This is a genomic window from Psychrobacillus psychrotolerans, assembly GCF_900115805.1.
Taxonomy (GTDB): Bacteria; Bacillota; Bacilli; order Bacillales_A; family Planococcaceae; genus Psychrobacillus; species Psychrobacillus psychrotolerans.
On sequence record NZ_FOXU01000002.1, the window covers coordinates 316,984 to 335,237 of the forward strand.

At 34.4% G+C, this 18,254-nt stretch carries 19 protein-coding genes and 1 riboswitch; of the genes, 5 read left to right on the forward strand and 14 right to left on the reverse strand.

The genetic code is table 11. The features are described 5' to 3' along the window. Window positions 1-101: 101 nt before the first annotated feature. The 3 genes from BM260_RS06620 to BM260_RS06630 all read right to left on the reverse strand — a co-directional run bounded on the left by BM260_RS06620 (window position 102) and on the right by BM260_RS06630 (window position 4,192). The gene (locus tag BM260_RS06620; RefSeq protein WP_093536308.1) at window positions 102-830 is read right to left on the reverse strand and encodes a LytR/AlgR family response regulator transcription factor; all 729 of its coding nucleotides are present in this window, start codon (window positions 828-830) and stop codon (window positions 102-104) included. Continuing rightward, complete coding sequence (locus BM260_RS06625) at window positions 830-2,548, reverse strand: sensor histidine kinase (protein WP_093536740.1); 1,719 nt, start codon at window positions 2,546-2,548, stop codon at window positions 830-832. The genes BM260_RS06620 and BM260_RS06625 overlap by 1 nt, the downstream gene beginning before the upstream one ends. 330 nt (window positions 2,549-2,878) lie before the next feature. Continuing rightward, window positions 2,879-4,192, reverse strand: a complete 1,314-nt coding sequence (locus tag BM260_RS06630; RefSeq protein WP_093536310.1) for a GHKL domain-containing protein — start codon at window positions 4,190-4,192, stop codon at window positions 2,879-2,881. Between the two features lie 195 nt (window positions 4,193-4,387). Between BM260_RS06630 and BM260_RS06635 the strand changes: the two genes are divergently transcribed. Then, window positions 4,388-5,206 carry a purine-nucleoside phosphorylase gene (locus tag BM260_RS06635; protein ID WP_093536312.1) on the forward strand — a complete coding sequence of 273 codons (819 nt, stop codon included), beginning with the start codon at window positions 4,388-4,390 and terminating at the stop codon, window positions 5,204-5,206. Window positions 5,207-5,306: 100 nt separating this feature from the next. Here the strand turns inward: BM260_RS06635 and BM260_RS06640 are convergent, their stop codons facing one another. The 7 genes from BM260_RS06640 to queF form a co-directional block, all read right to left on the reverse strand. Next, the gene (locus BM260_RS06640; RefSeq protein WP_093536314.1) at window positions 5,307-6,674 is read right to left on the reverse strand and encodes a DUF4179 domain-containing protein; all 1,368 of its coding nucleotides are present in this window, start codon (window positions 6,672-6,674) and stop codon (window positions 5,307-5,309) included. Further along, the gene (locus BM260_RS06645) at window positions 6,667-7,188 is read right to left on the reverse strand and encodes a sigma-70 family RNA polymerase sigma factor (protein ID WP_093536316.1); all 522 of its coding nucleotides are present in this window, start codon (window positions 7,186-7,188) and stop codon (window positions 6,667-6,669) included. The genes BM260_RS06640 and BM260_RS06645 overlap by 8 nt, the downstream gene beginning before the upstream one ends. 434 nt (window positions 7,189-7,622) lie before the next feature. Then, window positions 7,623-8,246 carry a hypothetical protein gene (locus tag BM260_RS06650; RefSeq protein WP_093536318.1) on the reverse strand — a complete coding sequence of 208 codons (624 nt, stop codon included), beginning with the start codon at window positions 8,244-8,246 and terminating at the stop codon, window positions 7,623-7,625. A gap of 91 nt (window positions 8,247-8,337) precedes the next feature. Next, window positions 8,338-9,684, reverse strand: coding sequence for a trypsin-like peptidase domain-containing protein (locus tag BM260_RS06655; RefSeq protein ID WP_175496220.1), 1,347 nt, complete (start codon window positions 9,682-9,684; stop codon window positions 8,338-8,340). A 458-nt stretch (window positions 9,685-10,142) separates the two neighbouring features. Then, window positions 10,143-10,682, reverse strand: a complete 540-nt coding sequence (locus tag BM260_RS06660; protein WP_093536322.1) for a VUT family protein — start codon at window positions 10,680-10,682, stop codon at window positions 10,143-10,145. Beyond that, complete coding sequence (gene queC / locus BM260_RS06665; RefSeq protein ID WP_093536324.1) at window positions 10,679-11,353, reverse strand: 7-cyano-7-deazaguanine synthase QueC; 675 nt, start codon at window positions 11,351-11,353, stop codon at window positions 10,679-10,681. The genes BM260_RS06660 and queC overlap by 4 nt, the downstream gene beginning before the upstream one ends. Window positions 11,354-11,495: 142 nt before the next feature. Next, window positions 11,496-11,996 (reverse strand): preQ(1) synthase, encoded by a 501-nt coding sequence (gene queF / locus BM260_RS06670; protein WP_093536326.1) that lies wholly within the window; start codon window positions 11,994-11,996, stop codon window positions 11,496-11,498. Window positions 11,997-12,126: 130 nt separating this feature from the next. After that, a riboswitch (PreQ1 riboswitch) is annotated at window positions 12,127-12,173 on the reverse strand. Between the two features lie 145 nt (window positions 12,174-12,318). On the opposite strand from queF, the gene BM260_RS18770 reads away from it, so the two are divergent. Further along, on the forward strand, window positions 12,319-12,441 hold the full coding sequence (locus tag BM260_RS18770; RefSeq protein ID WP_281249741.1) for a hypothetical protein: 123 nt from the start codon (window positions 12,319-12,321) through the stop codon (window positions 12,439-12,441). A 67-nt stretch (window positions 12,442-12,508) separates the two neighbouring features. Here BM260_RS18770 and BM260_RS06675 read toward each other — a convergent pair whose 3' ends face one another. The 4 genes from BM260_RS06675 to BM260_RS06690 form a co-directional block, all read right to left on the reverse strand. Then, window positions 12,509-12,691 carry a hypothetical protein gene (locus BM260_RS06675; protein WP_093536328.1) on the reverse strand — a complete coding sequence of 61 codons (183 nt, stop codon included), beginning with the start codon at window positions 12,689-12,691 and terminating at the stop codon, window positions 12,509-12,511. 24 nt (window positions 12,692-12,715) lie between these two features. Further along, window positions 12,716-13,030, reverse strand: coding sequence for a helix-turn-helix domain-containing protein (locus BM260_RS06680; RefSeq protein WP_093536330.1), 315 nt, complete (start codon window positions 13,028-13,030; stop codon window positions 12,716-12,718). A 70-nt stretch (window positions 13,031-13,100) separates the two neighbouring features. After that, complete coding sequence (locus BM260_RS06685; protein ID WP_093536332.1) at window positions 13,101-13,895, reverse strand: hypothetical protein; 795 nt, start codon at window positions 13,893-13,895, stop codon at window positions 13,101-13,103. Beyond that, complete coding sequence (locus BM260_RS06690) at window positions 13,892-14,593, reverse strand: hypothetical protein (RefSeq protein ID WP_093536334.1); 702 nt, start codon at window positions 14,591-14,593, stop codon at window positions 13,892-13,894. The genes BM260_RS06685 and BM260_RS06690 overlap by 4 nt, the downstream gene beginning before the upstream one ends. 146 nt (window positions 14,594-14,739) lie before the next feature. Between BM260_RS06690 and BM260_RS06695 the strand changes: the two genes are divergently transcribed. The 3 genes from BM260_RS06695 to BM260_RS06705 all read left to right on the forward strand — a co-directional run bounded on the left by BM260_RS06695 (window position 14,740) and on the right by BM260_RS06705 (window position 17,631). Continuing rightward, window positions 14,740-15,867 carry a DNA cytosine methyltransferase gene (locus BM260_RS06695; RefSeq protein ID WP_093536336.1) on the forward strand — a complete coding sequence of 376 codons (1,128 nt, stop codon included), beginning with the start codon at window positions 14,740-14,742 and terminating at the stop codon, window positions 15,865-15,867. A gap of 16 nt (window positions 15,868-15,883) precedes the next feature. Continuing rightward, window positions 15,884-17,185 (forward strand): DNA cytosine methyltransferase, encoded by a 1,302-nt coding sequence (locus BM260_RS06700; protein ID WP_093536338.1) that lies wholly within the window; start codon window positions 15,884-15,886, stop codon window positions 17,183-17,185. Window positions 17,186-17,313: 128 nt separating this feature from the next. After that, complete coding sequence (locus BM260_RS06705) at window positions 17,314-17,631, forward strand: hypothetical protein (RefSeq protein WP_093536340.1); 318 nt, start codon at window positions 17,314-17,316, stop codon at window positions 17,629-17,631. Window positions 17,632-18,254: the final 623 nt, after the last annotated feature.

Sequence of the window (18,254 nt, forward strand, 5' to 3'; positions counted from 1 at the left end):
AGGTATATTTAGTTTATGGCAAATTTTCAAAAATAGGAGTATTTCGGTGCAACATGCAAGTTTAAGAGTTTAACATGCAAATAGTGAGAGATAACACGTTATTACAGTTCTAAACGCTGGCGTAATTCTTTAACGTAATTCCTACTGACAGAAAGCTTCTGTTCTAATCCTTCCAACTCTAGCTGATACGCACCATTAAACCACGGTGTTAAGCGGCTGACGTATTTCAAATTAACGAGATATCCTTTATGAATTCGAAAAAATGAAAATGGTACTAAACGACTTTCAAGCTCTTTCAAAGTTGTCCGCACATCATATCCATCGGTTTGCGTAATAATTTTCGTTACTTTGTCATCTCGATAGATATACAAAATATTCTGCGGTAGAATATAATCGATGTCACCGCCAGTTTCTATCGCCAATTTCCCAAGCTTCTCCATACTGTCAGCCGTTGGTGCGGGAGATAACGTCTTTTCTATTCGCTCTATCGTTTGCTCTAGTAGTCTTTCATCGTACGGTTTCAATAAATAATCGACGGCATTAATCCGAAAGGCCTCTGCCGCAAATTGTGGATAAGCCGTTGCAAAAATGATGAGTGGCACTTTTTTAAACCCCGACAAGGTTTTAGCTACTTCTATTCCATTCATTTTAGGCATCTCGACATCTAGAAAAACAACATCCGGATGGATCTGTAATGCCTTTAAAATTGCAGCCTCTCCACTCTCTGCCTCCCCTACCACTTGAACTCTTGGAAACTTACCTAGTAAATACGTTAATTCCTCTCGTGCATAGCGTTCATCATCTACAACCAATATAGTAATCGATCCCATCAGGCATCCCCCCCCAATTTAGGAATTCTAAAGGAAATAGCTGTTCCTTCATTCTCTTTACTTACAATCTTTAAACCCGCCTGGTCTCCAAACGTCATTAGTAGTCTACTATTAATATTGAATAATCCTACTCCAGTTCCTGATTCGGACTCGAGCGGCATTGTGCCCAGAACAGAGAGTCGTTCAGGTAATATCCCTTTCCCATTGTCTTTCACCATAATCTCAATTTCTGCATCAAAGTCACGTACCGTCATCTTAACCACACTATTATTTTCCATATCCTTAATGCCGTGGTGAATAGCATTTTCAACAATGGGCTGTAATGTGAAAGGAGGAATCTTTTCATTTAGCAAATGTTCATCCACGTCATATAAAATGGTCAGTCGATCTATAAATCTAGCTTCAGTTATTTCCAAATAAGCTTTAACATGCAATAGCTCTTGCTCAAGTGTTATTTGAGACGCAGTTGTCCCTGTGACATTTTGTCGCAAAAAATAGGATAATGACGTCAGTAGTTTCCTTGCCCGATCAGGATCTGTGCGAATCAACGACACAATAATATTCATAGAATTAAATAAAAAGTGGGGATTGATTTGCGCCTGTAACGCTTTGATTTCAGCCTCTTTTGCCAACTGATAAGCATGATCAGTTTCAGCAATTTCTAGCTGGTTACTTAATAGGGAGCTCAATCCGACAATTAGTTCAATATTATCTACAGTTATGACTTTTTCAGATGGATAGTATAGTTTCAGTGTGCCAATGGTTTCTCCACGCTGTATAAGTGGGACAATGACTGCTGCTCCTAATTGACAGCCAGGATAATTGCAGTGAATGGTGCCATCATTGACAACAACTACCTCTCCATGTTGTATGACATTTCTGGTTTCATCTGTCCGAATCGGACTACCCCCCTTATGATGATCACTGGCAATTCCAACATGCGCAAGAATGTCCGTTTGGTTGGTCATAGCAACAGCACTTGGTTGTAATTCACGGAATAGAATATTACAAACGGCTTGTGCAGTGACAGTGTTCATGCCGGTGCGTAGGTAGCTTAGTGTTTGATTTGCAATACGCAGCATTTTCTGTGCTTGCAATGCCAATACTTTCTCTTGTTGGCTGATCACATTATAGACAATCAGTATAAATAGTGCAGTTCCTACACCATTAGCTAAAATCATCGGTATACCAATGATCTTAACCAATGTAAGTGATTGCTCAAATGGTTTTGATATCAGTAAAATCATAGACATTTGCATCGCTTCAGTAAATGCCCCTATAGCAAACACAGTAAGCGGTTTAAGTGCCCTTTCTTTTCGATAAAAAATTCCTGCAACGGCTCCCGCTATGATAGTTGACAGACCACAAGACACAGCTGTAAATCCACCCAATGTCATACGATGAATACCAGCAATCAATCCCGCACCAATCCCCACACGGTAGCCGCCTAACAGACCTGCAACGACCACACCTATAACACGCGAATTTGCAATCGCCTCTTCTGAACTCAAAACTGTTGCGACACTATTAAAATGCAGTGAATTCGTATCGAGCGCAACTCCAAAATACGTTCCCACAATACCAAAAAAGCCAAAAAATAAGATCGCCGCAATCTCCTGCTTGCGATTCAATTTATCACGATACACTAAGTTTTTAAAAAACTGAAAACGAGTCAAAATAAAGGCAACAGCAACAATCATGCCAACCCTCTCAAGCATTATAGCAAGCAAGTCCAACAACAGAATCCCACCTTACAAAACAAACAGATTATTTAAATTATACTGTATAAAGAGGATGATACATATCTTATTTCGGAAGAAGTGCACCAAATTCTTACAGCTGGGAATTATCAAAGTGGCTGAATCCATTTCATAATTACATATTTTGGCTGACCTCTTTTAGGGTGTTTCGTTTGCTCAGGATAGCCCTTGGCACGTATAGAAATTTATTCACGTGCAAGTAATTTTCTGTTTTTTAAAGAAAAATAGACACCTCTATTTGGGTAGGGTATCTATTTTTTATAGTAGGTATATCAACGAAGTGGAAAATTACTTTAGAGGGATTTCCACGATGGCAGTTGTTTTTAAATCGGCTGATGATTCAATAGAAATATTTCCGTTGTAACCAGTTACAACTTCCTTCACAATAAACAAGCCCTGCCCCCTTATTTTTCCTTGTTCTTCTTTTTTGGTAGAATGCCCTTGTTTAAAGATTAGTTCTTTATCGCAAATTTCAGTTCCTGTATTAGTGACTATAAATACATAATGAGTATTATTGGATGAACACTCTATGAGTATGCTACGTTCTCCCTCAGGTAGCTCCATTGTTGCATCCATCGCATTATCGATTAAATTAGACAATATAATAATTAAATCAGTTGTTTTTATACAGTCAAAGGAAACAGGAGAAATCACAATATCCATTTTAATACGATTATTTTGAGCAGCAATTTTCTTCGTTTGCAACAAAATGGAAAGCCCAGGATGAGCTATATCTATTTTTATAGATTCTATTGCTTCTACTTCCTTAAAAAGAGAGGAAGCATATTGTAATGCCTTATCCGACTGCCCTATTTTTAAGAGTCCATGCAAAACTAAAATATGATTTGAAAAATCATGTTGTAATGAAGAAACAGAGGTTATTAGCGTTTTCATCTCTGTTTGATATGTATCCTCTGTATACCCAACTTCCTTATCAACCTCTCTTCTGTACCATCTTTGCATAAACAAAAAGGAGACAATCACGATAAAAACAAAGAGTCCGTTGAATATTAAGGCTAGTATATTCCTTTCTAGTGCAGCACCTTTAATCTGGTTGATGGTAGCTGCACTAGTATCGATACCTAAATACCCCAGTATCTTTCCTTCTTCGTTCTTAATAGGAGCACCAACAGATAAATAATCTCCATAACCTGGATCCTTCAGCACACCGGTTATATAAGTTTGTCCTTCATAAGCTTTTTTAACTTGCTCTTTTGGTACCGTACATGCAAACCCTATCGGATAATCATCTAAGCTCTCAATCTCACCAGAATGACCTAATATCATTGTTTTAGAAACCTTAGGATTATCGACCTCTAATGTGTAAACATATAAGGAGCCCAACTTTTCTCGAGCATCACTTAAATAGATTTGAATTTCTCGAAAGTGTTCATTTTTCTCTGGCTTATCCAAAAATTTCTGATACGTTTCTACATCTATTGAGGATGCAATGGACTTGGCAGCCTCTAAACTTTGGTTTGCAACTGACTCTTCAATTGTATGTTTCATCCTCACATATGATATATACACATTTAAAGCAGAAAAAAAGAGTAATAATACAATAGACAAGAAGAAAATTACTTTTACTTTATGACTTTTCATATATTTAGTACTTCCTTAGTTTATTTCTATTAAAAACAAGATTATTCGACAAATATATTGTAAATAATGTAATTATACTATAAATCCCCAACAATAACCTTGAATGTCCACATATCCCATTTTTGTATTCCTACTTTTAGAGTGTATACTACATTTGTACTGTTTTTTTAAGCACCATTTCAAGGAGGAATTATGATGCACAACATGGAAAACATTTTAGAAACTAGAGATTATATTGTGAGTAAGACAGGTCATCGTCCTGTAATCGGAATGATTCTTGGCTCAGGCTTAGGTTCGCTTGCCGATGAAATTAAGAACCCCACCAAAATTCCATATAGCGAAATCCCCCATTTTGCGAAATCTGAAGCAATTGGACATGCGAACGAACTAGTTATCGGAGAATTAAACGGAAAAATAGTTGCTGCTATGAAAGGACGCTTTCACTATTATGAAGGCTACACGTTAGATGAAGTAACCTTCCCAGTACGTGTTATGAAAGCACTTGGTATAGAAAAAGTAATTATTACGAATGCATGTGGTGCAGTAAATACTAGCTTTAACCCAGGTGACTTAATGTTAATTACAGACCACATTAACTTAGTCGGGGCCAATCCTTTAATGGGACCAAATAATGACGAATTAGGCACCCGTTTCCCGGATTTATCAGAAGTATATAACAAAGAGCTACGTAGTATTGCAGCTAAAGTAGCAAATGATCAAAATATTCATTTGCAAGAAGGTGTATATGCTTGGTGGAGTGGACCAACTTATGAAACTCCTGCAGAAATTCGTATGTTCCGCACTCTAGGAGCTGACGCAGCTGGTATGTCTACCGTTCCCGAAGCAATTGTAGCTACTCACAGCAGTATGAAAGTACTTGGTATTTCTTGCATTACGAATATGGCAAGTGGAATATTAGATCAGCCACTAAATCATGAGGAAGTAATTGACGTTGCTGGAAAAGTAAGAGTTAAATTCGTTGGATTAGTTAAAGGAATTTTGGAAGAGATCTAAGTTAAATAGTTAAAACTAAAACATAAATATTTTTTATTTCCCTCATTAAAAAACGAGATTCTCGAACAATGAAGAAATTTGTTCTCAGAATCTCGTTTTATTATTTGACCTCTATCTCGACGTCCTCTTCTATCCAAGATGGGTAAGAAACTATATCGAATCGCAAGGGACTTTGAATAGATTCCATTGGAAGTTCAAATTCAATTTTTAAGCTTCTCTCATCTGTTTTCTCATAAAATCCCTTTACATACTTTTTCCCTGGAATAGGATTAGTAAAGTCATATTTTATAAAAAATTCATTTCCGTCATTATCTACAAAACTTGAAGATACTAACATAGTATCTTCTCCATTTACGTCCATTGTAAAACTAACTTTACGGTTCTCAATTTCTAAATCAGAGAAGATAGACCCAGAAGGCTGCCTCAAAAACTTCTTTGATTCAGTATCGATTAAAATAAAAGCATCGTCTTTGTCAATAGCTCCTACTTTTCCAAATACTAATTTTAGATTATCAGAGTCATTAAAGTAAGGACTTTGAAATTTTATAGTCCATTCAGTTTCATCTAAACTTCTAAACGTAGTCCCAATATTATTAATGCTCCATTCATTACCGATATCATTCGTAAACTTGATATTATCAAATGAAAATATTTTTTTGGAGTTGTTCGGATCAACTTTTAATTTAACTTCTGCACGAATTGGATCAATTGTAATTTTTTGCACTATAATTCGTTGACCTTCAATTGAAACTTCTTTATTTAAAGCGATTGTTTTACTTACTAAGCTAGACTTTTTAAACTTAAATGGAATTTGAAAATGCTCCAATTTATCTGCTTTCTTCAAACCAATCGTCCATAAAATATTACCATCACCTACTATTTGATTTTCTACAGATTCAAGTGTCATCATAGAGCTAAATACCTTTTCTTCAATTATTGGTTTTTCCGAAGCCCAAAAAGTAGTGTCATTTACAGGCAAATTACTGTAATTTTCATTCACTAGCTTCAAATATTCTATTTCTAAAGGCTGATTCTTCTCCTTAGATTGGACAGAGTAAAAAACAACTATTCCTTTCTTGTCTGCGATTACTCCATCGAGTGTCACCATGATGCCGTTCTTTTCTTGAGAGAGATTCAATGGTTGATAAAAGTCATTTTCAACGGCAGCTATTAAACCTCTGTCTTGCTGAATAAGTGCAATAATTCGTTCCATCCCTGGAATAGATGCAACCTTACTTGCGAAAACAGGAGATATGGAGATGGATGTGAAAAAAGAAATGAGAAGGATGGCAGCAATTACTACCGACCATGAACTCCGTTTTATCAACTTGGTTCTTTTTAACATTCTTTCTTTTTTTGCTTTCTCGAATCCAATTTGCACGGCGGAATATAGCTTATCTTTAGATACTTGAACCTGATAAATCGACTTCTTTCTCTGCTCCAATTTCTTCTTTTCCTCCTCAAACACGTTTAACCTCTCCTCTCTCTTCAAATCCCGTCCTAAGTTTTCGTAATGCTTTATGTAGCCTTGTTTTAATTGTTCCTTCTGGTGTATCCCACATAACAGCAATGTCCTTTATTTTGACATCTTCAAAGTATTTTAAATGTAATAACTCTCTTTCATAATCAGATAAACTTAATAGAGCCTCTTCAACCTCTAAAAAGTTATAGTCCTCTCTTATTCCTTGTATGTAAAATATCCTATCATCTGGTACTTCCCTCTTGCTCTTCTTAAGGATATCTTGACAGTAATTCATCATAATCCGAATTAGCCATGTTTTAAAATAGGCTGGCTCTCTTACTGTTTTTATACCTATATAAGCTCTATATGTCACTTCCTGAAGGGCTTCTAGTGCATCTCCTTCATTTTTTAAATAAGAAATAGCCGTTCGATATAATGCCTCTTCATATGAATGGATTAACGCTAAAAAAGCTTCTTCATCCCCTTTAATCGCTTTCCTTACTAACATCTTTTCACTCAAAATATCACCTCATTTCAATCGTCCCTATTTATTAGACTTACAACTGCGAAAAAAGTTTTTAAAAAATTGGGTAATTAACTAATATTCTAAATTATTACTCAGGAATCTGCAGGATGGTGCAGGAAGAAAAAAATGCAAACAAAAAGAGCGATCCTGAAGGACCACTCTTTTTGTGCTGTCATAGCTGCTCGGAGGCGAAGAAAGGAAGTTTCAAGTCCTACGGCACCTGTTATCCGAGATTTTATAGATTTTTTATCGCTAAATATTGAGCGTTAGAATATAAGAGCTTTGATGGTTAACCTTTTAGCTTTAAGGGTTGAGCTTTAAGCTTTATAGCTTTCGTAAATACTATAGTTGGGAGCAGGGATTTACCCAGACCCTGCAAACGGGGAAACTTTCTTCTTTTTCGCTATAACAGCAAATTCCAAGCTTACTTATTGTTTAATAGTGATTAGTGTACGAGCATTAATTTCACTTAGCGCTACATCTACGTCATCTTCAAAGGATTCAATATCTAAAGTCATCTTAGTGGTGATTTCTTTTATGTGGATCGGGTCAATTAATTTTGTTTCCTCAGATTCCCAAAACAACTTTTTGTAGCCTTCCACCGCTGTTAAATCTGTTTTACCATCTTTAGAAATCATATTATTTAACTGTGTGTCTAATCTATCTTGGGCAAGTTCATTATTCACTTCTACTTTTTCCTGAGACTGAGCATAATCGTTATTCATCTTACGAAGGAGAGTTTTTTCAATTTCAATAAAGTTTTTACGCTCAATTGCATCAGCCACCGTCATTTTGACTCCGGAAACCTCTACTAAAGTTGTAGCGTTAGATTCTACAATCGATTTTTTGATTTGTTTTCTGCGATCCATCAAATCTTTTATGGATTGTATACTTTCTTTCGCTTCCTTTTCAAACTCCTCAACGGTCTTAAATCCACGAATATTCTCTTTCGGTTTTTTAGAGGCTGCGAAAGTTGTCTCATTAATCTTTTTTAAAATGCGCGCATCCAATGTTTTTAACTCACGTAAAGCTTTTGTTATAGAAATCTCCATCGGCATTTCTCTCCTCAGTTGTCAATTATGGTAATTATTAGTCTACTGGAGATTACTAGGGTATTCAAGTAATTACCTTGTTACAACCATATCATTCGTAAATGTCTATATTCGTAATTTGATAATAACCCGAACTATTGATTACTACCGTGTATACTTTATTCCGATTGTAATACGTGTATTCACCAGCCGCATTTATAAAATCAAATTCCTCGTTAGTAGAAACTAGTGCATAATCATCATACATCTCTACACCAGTAACAGTATTATTAGTGAAGTCAAAGGTCATTCCCTGCCCAGCAATTTCTTGTATATATACTTCTAAGTCCTGGTAGGCAATACTATCCGGTTGTAGCATATCATTAATCCAATAAAAATCCTCGGCATCGAGAGCCATCTCGTAATATTCTCTAAATGTAATGATGAAATTAGTTAAAGTCTCCTCTTCAAAGGCAAAATAATTCCATTCATCTTCGGTATACTCTTCTTCATAAGTATCTTCTGAAATATTTTCATCACTATATGTATATTCTTCATAAATGCCAAAAAGAGATGCAACCTGTTGACCACTCATAGGATTGGAAACCCAGCTGTCTACTAGAGCTGTCACGCTGTTCATAGGAATGGAAAATCCAAACAAATTATTTTCTTTGTAGATAAGCGAGTTAATCCCTATGACCTTTCCTGTCTTTGCATCTACTAGAGGGCCGCCACTGCTTCCTTTGTCAATTTGGGCATCAATTTGATATAAATGTTCATATACAAAACCGAGTTCCATATCACGATTGATACCTGTCAAGTATCCAATGGAAGCAGAGTTTTCAAACCCTTGAGGACTCCCAAGTGCGATGACTTCAGTGCCAATAATTGAATCTTCAGCCTCGGTGAAGAGTGGTTTTACTTGTGCATAATCATTAGATAAAAGGAGAGCAACATCAGATCTATCCGAAATACCTATTACTTGAGCCTCGGATTCTTTCCCAGCAGAGTTCCGTATTATTACATTTGTGTGCCCCGCTACAACATGTGCATTCGTTACAATGTAACCGCCTTGGCCATAAAGAAATCCAGAACCTAGGCCCCCGTCGTCGGTCAGAATCGTGAACACTTTTGGCATAGTTTCCTGTATTACCTGTGTTTTATCTTTTGCTATTCCTTTCACTTGTTCATTTTTCTTTGCTTCCGTCTTAATTGTTAATGGAGCTGTAGCAGTTTCATTGGGAGGTCTTTCCTTTTCAACTCTCCCAAACTCTTCTTTCTCTGTAAAGACAATTTCCTTAAACCCATAACCAACCCCACCAAGTGCCAGCAAAAAAAAGATGATTCCAGCAATCAGTATACCTTTAACGCCACTTTTAGTAGGATTTAAAATTTCGCCACAGCCTGCGCAAAAATTTGCTTTCTCATCGTTTTTTACCCCGCATTTGGAACAATACATATTCCCGCCTCCATCTATATCCTTTACCTTATCCATGCTTTTTAAATCTCAATATCAACTGGTAATAATTCTTGGAATATTCCATACCTCTGACCTTTTCCTCTTGTTTTCTCTTGAAAATATTCTTTGTTCCTTCTTCATGCAATTTCCCAATAAATACATTTTCTTAAATGCACTAACAAACCTTTTACAACTTTGAAGATATTACTGTTAGTTAAAATAGGATTATCGATAAATACACAAACTATATACTATATTTTTTGGAACTTTAAGGATTTTTATTAAACTATTTTTATTATAAGGCATCTGCATATAATAACCAATACTTGTAAACAACGATTTTTAATTGTTATATCCTACTTGTTTGTATTCAATAACCTCTACATAATCTGTAAAATCATAAATAGCCTTCCAAGTCTACTGGAAGGCTAAATTATAATATTTTAATTTTTATATAATCATTCAGAAAGAAGACGTTTTTCCTTCATTACATAAACCCGACTCAAAATAAGCGCTCCGATTGTCTGAATAACGGTTTTCACGATAATTTGCCCTACAATAGCTGCTGGCACGGCTTCCCATGGAAGAATATTTGCTCCCAGAGGACTCAAGCCTATTATGACAAAAATGACTGAATCCAGGAATCCACCAACAATCCCACTATAGAATACACGCCAAGCCATTGGTAGTTTCAATCTTGTATAAATCTCTGTATCTGCTGTTTCAGCAACAACAAATGAAATTGCCGATGCAAATACAATTAATAATGTATCTCCCAACATAAATGACACTAATGCTGATAATGCTAAAGCTATGAAAATGAATAAGTACGTCTTTGCTCTACCATATTTGTTTTGTACAAGATCTCTAAAAATGAAGGTAGCACCCACGAACAATGTTCCCATAGGGACGATAAACATCCCGAACTGTAAAGGTGCAAAAGCTGCTGTTACGACATTAGCAATCACAATCGATACTAAATAAAATAAAATTCTCATAATGTTACTCCTTCAATAGATTTAGAAGAAGTTAAATAATCTTCTAATCCTTTATTTCTCAGCTTACATGCTGGGCATTCCCCACAGCCATCTGCTATTACACCGTTATAACAAGTCAACGTTTTCTCTCGAACAAATTCGAGCGCTCCAAGCTGATCTGCAAGTTCCCATGTTTGCGCCTTGTCCAACCACATGAGTGGTGTATCGATCACAAAAGTAGTATCCATAGAAAGATTTAATGTGACGTTTAAGGATTTCACGAAAATATCACGACAATCTGGATAGCCACTAAAATCAGTTTCACACACGCCAGTTACGATATGCTTTGCACCTACCTGGCTCGCTAAGACCCCAGCAAAAGATAAAAAGAGCAGATTTCGACCAGGTACAAAAGTCGACGGCAATCCCCCATCTTCCCCGTCCTCTACCTTTATGTCATCTCGTGTCAAAGCATTCGGTGCCAACTGATTTAAAAGCGACATATCCAGAATGTGATGCTTTACACCAAGCTCCTTAGCTATTTCCATTGCACATTCGATTTCAAGACTATGTCTTTGCCCATAATCAAAAGTCACTGCCTCAATCTCTTTAAAACGTTCTTTTGCCCAAAACAGACAGGTCGTGCTATCCTGTCCTCCACTAAACACAATAATTGCCTTTTCCTGCTTCACCCGTTTAAACTCCCTTATATCGACAAAACAGCACCGTAAGGAAGAATGCTGTCATCTTCTGAATTTTTTAGATTGTCTATCTCTAGCGCCTAGCCCCTAGTTTCAGGATTTTAGCACTTCTGCCTTACATATGATTATTCCATTAACGATTATCAATTTTCTCTGGATATAAATCATGGTTCATCAAACGAAAATCTGCTATTTCTACATATTTCGTTCCAGGTCTTCCATAATTACACCAAGGATCAATAGAAATACCTCCACGTGGAGTGAATTTACCCCATACTTCGATATATCTTGGATCTAGCAATTCGATTAAATCGTTCATGATGATGTTCACACAGTCCTCATGGAAATCCCCGTGATTCCTGAAACTAAATAAATATAATTTTAACGATTTACTTTCTACAATTTTTTTATCCGGTATATACGAGATGTACATCGTTGCAAAATCCGGCTGATTGGTAATTGGGCACAAACTTGTGAATTCTGGGCAGTTAAACTTCACAAAATAATCCCGAGTAGAATGTAAATTATCTACCGACTCCAATACCTCAGGTGCATAATCAAATGAATATTTTGTGCCTTGGTTCCCTAACAGTGTTAAATCCTTCAAACCTTCATCATGACTTCTTCCAGACATAATAAAAAAACCTCCTATAAAAAATGTTTCCCAACACTTTCAAAAGAGGCTTCACAGACCAATCTATACAAACAAAAGGATAAAAACAAAAAAGCCACGTCCAAATTATATGGACATGGCGAATAGTCATGTATCCATAGTTTTTTATAGAGGGTATAAGCTATGAACCTCTCCCGGTCAAGTACGGGTATGCAATCATAATATAGAATATTGACCAAGACGTCAAATAGGCATTCTAGTCAAATGAATTTCCAAATCTCCATTTAAGAGATTCAAAACTTTTTTATAATATCATGCATAAATTTGAACTAGATTGCCTATATTGATAATAGAATACGAGATTAAAGGAGGAATAGAGATGAAACATCCATTAAGCTTACCCGAACAATTACCCGAAACAACAGAAGAGCTATTAAAGCTTATATTACAAACTATCTTAGCCTAGGAGAGATTTAGATTATCAAAGAGACTCAGAAACATAGAAAAGTAGATACCTCTACTATGTGGAGTATCTACTTTTTGTTATACGTATTCCCGACTTGTCCAATAAATTCCCCATTGCCTTCACCGTATATCTCTCCATACTCTTCCCACGTAATTACTTTCTCCAAACAGCCCCTACTACAATACTGCGTTCCACCAGATTTAAAATAAAATAAAACAATTCCTTCACCATTTGCCGATACTCCGAGCATTGTACTAATTATTAATAGAATTACTCAATTCAAACTTCTCCAGAAATTCATTAACTTTTTCTTTTCCTCATCCGTACACTTTACAATTGATTCTAGAAATTTTATCCAATCTTTATTATAATCATTTTCATCAAAACATATATCTTTTTTATTTTCTCCTTTCACTAAATAATCTATTGTAACACCATAGTAATCTGATATTTTAATTAAAATACTTATATTAGGTTCCCTTCTATTTTTTTCATAATGAGCATAACTCGCCCTAGTAATTTTTAAAAAACCAGCAACTTCTTCTTGGGTTTTTGTACCTCTTAATACTTGTAATCTTTCTCCAATCATATTATTCCCTTTCTCACAAAATATCCATTTGACAATACAGGAAATTCATTATAAAATGATACAAATTGTATCATTGGATTGTAACTTTTATACTTTGTAATTTTTCTATGTATATTTCGTCCTCAATTACACATAGACAGCTTGTTTTCATTTTTTGTTTTCCAGTTTTGTTCAATGATGTATTACTAGTTTTCTTCCCTAAAGAAGACCCCGTGGAAACTTTGTTCCAATCAGTTTGTACCAATTCTGAATTAAAAACAGCTAGGATTTGTGGTAGATTATTAGACTTAGAATAGTAATCATAGTAAAGACCCAGAAGGTTTGATGAATGTGTGTGATGGGCCCACCAGTTTAAATCCTTTAAATATTTTACACGAGGCATGTATAATTCAAAATTTTCCTTTACATTATTATATTCTTCTCTTATTGTTTTCCGATATTCTTTAATAGGATCTCCAATGGTACATTTGACTTCTATTCCTCCATAGAGATAAGGTGCTAAGGCACTTTTCAAAGGGAACTTACGATCTCCAACATCAATAAAACAACCCTTTGTGAAATAATCCAGTTCTACATCATTTCTACAAAAAATTATATCTGGTCTACCATCAGGGTGAGGATTATTTAATAAAAAATTTGATTTTTTAGCTAGAAAAACCGAGAAAATCTCTCCAATCAGTCCACTTAAATTTCGTTGTCCTAGAACTTCAAATAAATCAAAATCTAATTCAATGAATAATTCACTTAAAGTCAGTAGATAGTTATTTGTTTCACTTACAGCATCTATAACATCTTGTATTTCAATATCAGGCTTTCCATCACCAATAGGTAATGATTTATTAGTGATTACTCGATAGGTTGTCAATCTACACGTACCTCCTGGTGAAAGAATTTTAAATATTTGGGATCATCGATACAAATTTTTATTCCCTTTACCATTTTTTTGTATCCTGTCTGACCAATCGTTGAGAATGATGTCATTGTACTTCCTTCTTTAGGTTTCTGAACTTTCCCCCAATCTTCTGGGTTCAACTGATCACTGTAGCATATAGCTACTATTTGCGGCATATCGTCAATATAATCTGACATTAACCCAATTAAGTTATTGGTTTGCTGATGATGAGCTTTCCAATCTAATTTTTCTTTAATCAACTCTATTCGTTGATCACCCATTAGTAGACTTCCTTTTTTTGTACCAAAGGTATTTTTTATCTCCAGACCACCATCTTTGTATTTAATTAAATCTCTATATACACATTGTTGATAATAATCTAACATTTCAGTTGTGGATACTTGAAGTAAGTCTGGATAACCATCTTGATTTGGATTTTTTATTAATGATTTATTTATTTTAGCCAGCTCACTTGAAAATGTTTCGCCAATCACTCCACTAAAATTTCTAAAATCCAAAACTTCAAAAATATTTAAGTCCATTAATCTAGTCTTATTAGTGATTTTTGCAAATTTATCATTAGTATTTATTAATGCACTCTTCAGTTCTTCAACACTAATATTTAAATGGCTTAGCATTATATCATTTGAATCGATAACTTTTAGACCCATTTTAATCGCCCCTTCTATTAATATATGATAAGATTAAACCGAACTTAGGTTCTTCTTTTACAAACATTTACAGTACTTATATTAACATAAAATTTTTACAACCTATCCATAGTCTTTAATAAATATATATAAAAAGGTGAGCAATTTTGAGAGAAATTAATATACTAGATTTATTTAGCGGAACTGGTGGATTTTCACATGGCTTCACTTCATATTCTAATAATTTTAAAGTAGTCGGTGCAGTTGAACTCGATAAAGACGCTGCTAAAACCACCCAATTAAATCATCCTGATTGTTTAGTTATCAATGATGATATAAGAAAAGCAAAGCCATCATTATTTAAAGAACACTTACATTCTAGAAAAATCGATGTTATTATTGGTGGTCCTCCTTGTCAGGGATTTTCATCAATTCGCCCATTTCGTTCTTCAGATGAAGAAGATATGAGAAATAGTTTATTTGAACAATTTGCTTTATATGTAAATTATTTTAAACCTAAAGTTTTTGTCATGGAGAATGTTGTGGGACTAGTTACACATAACAATGGATTAACACTTAAATTAATTGAAGAAGTTTTTTCTAGTTTAGGGTACAAATTTGAATGGAAAATTTTAAATTCTGCTAATTTTGGCGTCCCTCAAAAAAGGGAACGATTCATCATGATTGGTGTATTAAAGGACCTAAAATTAAGTTTCCCTGAACCAACACATTCATTTGAAGGAAAAACAATTGGAATTAAAGATAAAAAGAAAATGATTATAGTTAGGGATAACTTACCACAGGCTTTAAGCGTAATGGATGCAATTGGAGATTTACCTCCAGTCACTAGTGGGGAAGAAAAAATTATCTACGAAAGTAATCCATTAAATGATTATCAAAGAGCTAGAAGATGTAAAAGCTCAAAGTTGGAATTACACAAAGCAACAAAACACCCCCCAAAAATGTTAGAAATTATTAAGTATGCAGGGGATAATATTAATTGCATACCCAAACATTTAATTAGCAGCGGGTTTAGCAATTGTTATTCTAGATTATCCCCTAACGAGCCAGCACCTACTATTACAGTTAAGTTTGTTAATCCTGCATCTAGTAAATGTATTCACCCTTTACAAAATAGAGCCTTAACTCCTAGGGAGGGAGCTAGGATCCAAAGTTTTGATGATAACTATAAATTTTATGGCTCAAGAGTACAGATAATAAAACAAATAGGAAATGCTGTGCCACCCTTATTAGGGAAAGCAATTGCCAGAACAATATTTGATATATTGAATTAAATTAAGGAGCTAAAAAATGAATAAAAATGCAGTTTGTCTTTTTTCATCAGCTGGCTTAGGTGAATTAGGTTTGAAGTCTAACAATATAGAAACAGTTATAAGTAATGAAATATTAGAAAATCGCCATCAATTGTACCAAAGAAATTATCCAAACACCAAGTTATTTACAGGAGATATATGGAGATACAAGGACGAAATTATTGAATATTATAAAAAAAATTATAAAGAAGATCTTTTTTTATTATATGCAACTCCCCCCTGTCAGGGTATGTCCTCTAATGGTGCAGGAAAGTTATTAAGTGAAATAAGAAAAGGTAATCGTCCACAAATAGATGAACGAAATAGACTAATTATACCAACTTTAGATATTATTGAAGCTTTACAACCAGAATGGATTATTCTCGAGAATGTCCCCAATATGCAACATACCGTTATTAAGGATGAATTTAATAATTATATAAACATTATGGATTATATCGACCGTAGATTGGGTCATATCTACAAAGGAAGCTATCAAGTAATTAGTTGTTCTGATTATGGAGTACCACAATTACGTAAACGATTACTAACAGTTTATACTAGAAACTCTGCTGGTATAGAATACTTTAATCAAAAGGCTAACTTTTTCTTAGAAGAGGAAAAGACTGAAATAAAAACTTTAAGAGATGCCATCGGAAACTTACCACCTTTAGATGCTAAAAAAGGTTTGAATACCCGATATGATTTTCATCCATTACATTATGTATCAGTTATGAATGAAGAAAAGTATTGGTGGGTATCTCATACTAAAGAAGGTGAACAAGCTTATAACAACCAATGTGTAAATATAGACTGTCTAGATTCTACAAACCCCTTACATAAAGATGTGATTATTAATGGAATTGCACAGTCCAATAAAACAACTCCAATTTATTGTCAATCTTGCGGGTCCTTGTTACCTAGACCTTCCATTATAGATAAAATTACAGGAGAACGTCGGTTAATTAAAGGATTTCATTCTGCATATAGACGTATGGAATGGGATAAACCAGCTGCAGCTCTGACTAAAAATTTCCCATTTGAAGCTTCTGATAAAAAAATCCATCCAACTCAAAATCGGGTATTATCTATTTATGAAGCATTAATAATTCAATCGATTTCAGAATATGATTATAATTTCAAAACAGATGAAAAATATATTTCCAAAACATTATTAGCAGAAATTATAGGTGAAAGTGTACCTCCCAAAATAATTGACTTTATGTGTGCAAAAATCTTATCAATTCACAATCGAACATACCAAAGTAATTCACCTATTCAGCTGTCCCTGGAGTTATAATAAGAAAAAACTATATTTACCCTTAAAATAGTAACGCACCGTAAATTCTTACTTCATTTTTTATTGATGAATTTAGATGTTTCAATTATTATTTAGTAAGTAAACTAAAAAGGCTTGAGGTGGAAATATTGGAAATAGATAAATTCAAAGAGTACTTAGAAAAAACTAATAATAAGGAAAGAGTTATAACAGATATTATTTCAAGATGTAAACGTGTAGAAAAATTTGAAGGTAATCTTGATGAGCATTTCCAACAAGATGCCGGTAAGTCTCTGTTGGATAAACTTACATATAATAGTAAGCAAGCTTCTAACCAAGAACCACCTAAACACTCAATCAAGTTTAATGGAAATATGGGTTATGATTCAATTTATCAAGGTACTAGATCATTATATTATGCTATAAAGATGTATTTTTCCTATAAAAAAGAACAATTAAATCAATAAATTAAATATCAAAGATAACACTACGATTCATGTTGTTGTTTTTCATTATTACTATGAAATTCTATATTTTGCACCTAATTGCTTATTGCCACTGCGATTACTTCTTGCATATACTAGGTCCTAATACATTTCAGAATTTTTTTGCTGTAGTGTAGACATCAAGTCGCCCTTGTCAATTCCATGCTAACCTATGTATTTATTATATTGAAAGCACATTTAGATATTATATTCGGAAAAAATCGCACATGGTTGCACTAGCTCCTACAATTTCTATTCTCAAAATCATCTACTGAGTATCCAATTGAATACTTAGATAAACCCTTTTTCTGAATAAGTTCCTTTGTCTACTAAAGGTAGGAAGTCTTCTGGACTCAAATATTCCACCAATATATTCCATATACTATTTCTAAACCAGTAAAAAAAGCGTTGATAAATTGCCCCCCCCTTAGAACAAGCTCTACTTGCTTTAGGGGGTTTCGTTTATTATTGTTCTTTCCGATTTTTAATAGAGATGATTTCCATGTAAATCAGGACAATTATTCAATGTATTCAAATTCACCAATAGTAAAAGGCAACAGTTCTAATACAATACAGAATTGTTTTAGTAACTGGTGCCCTACACT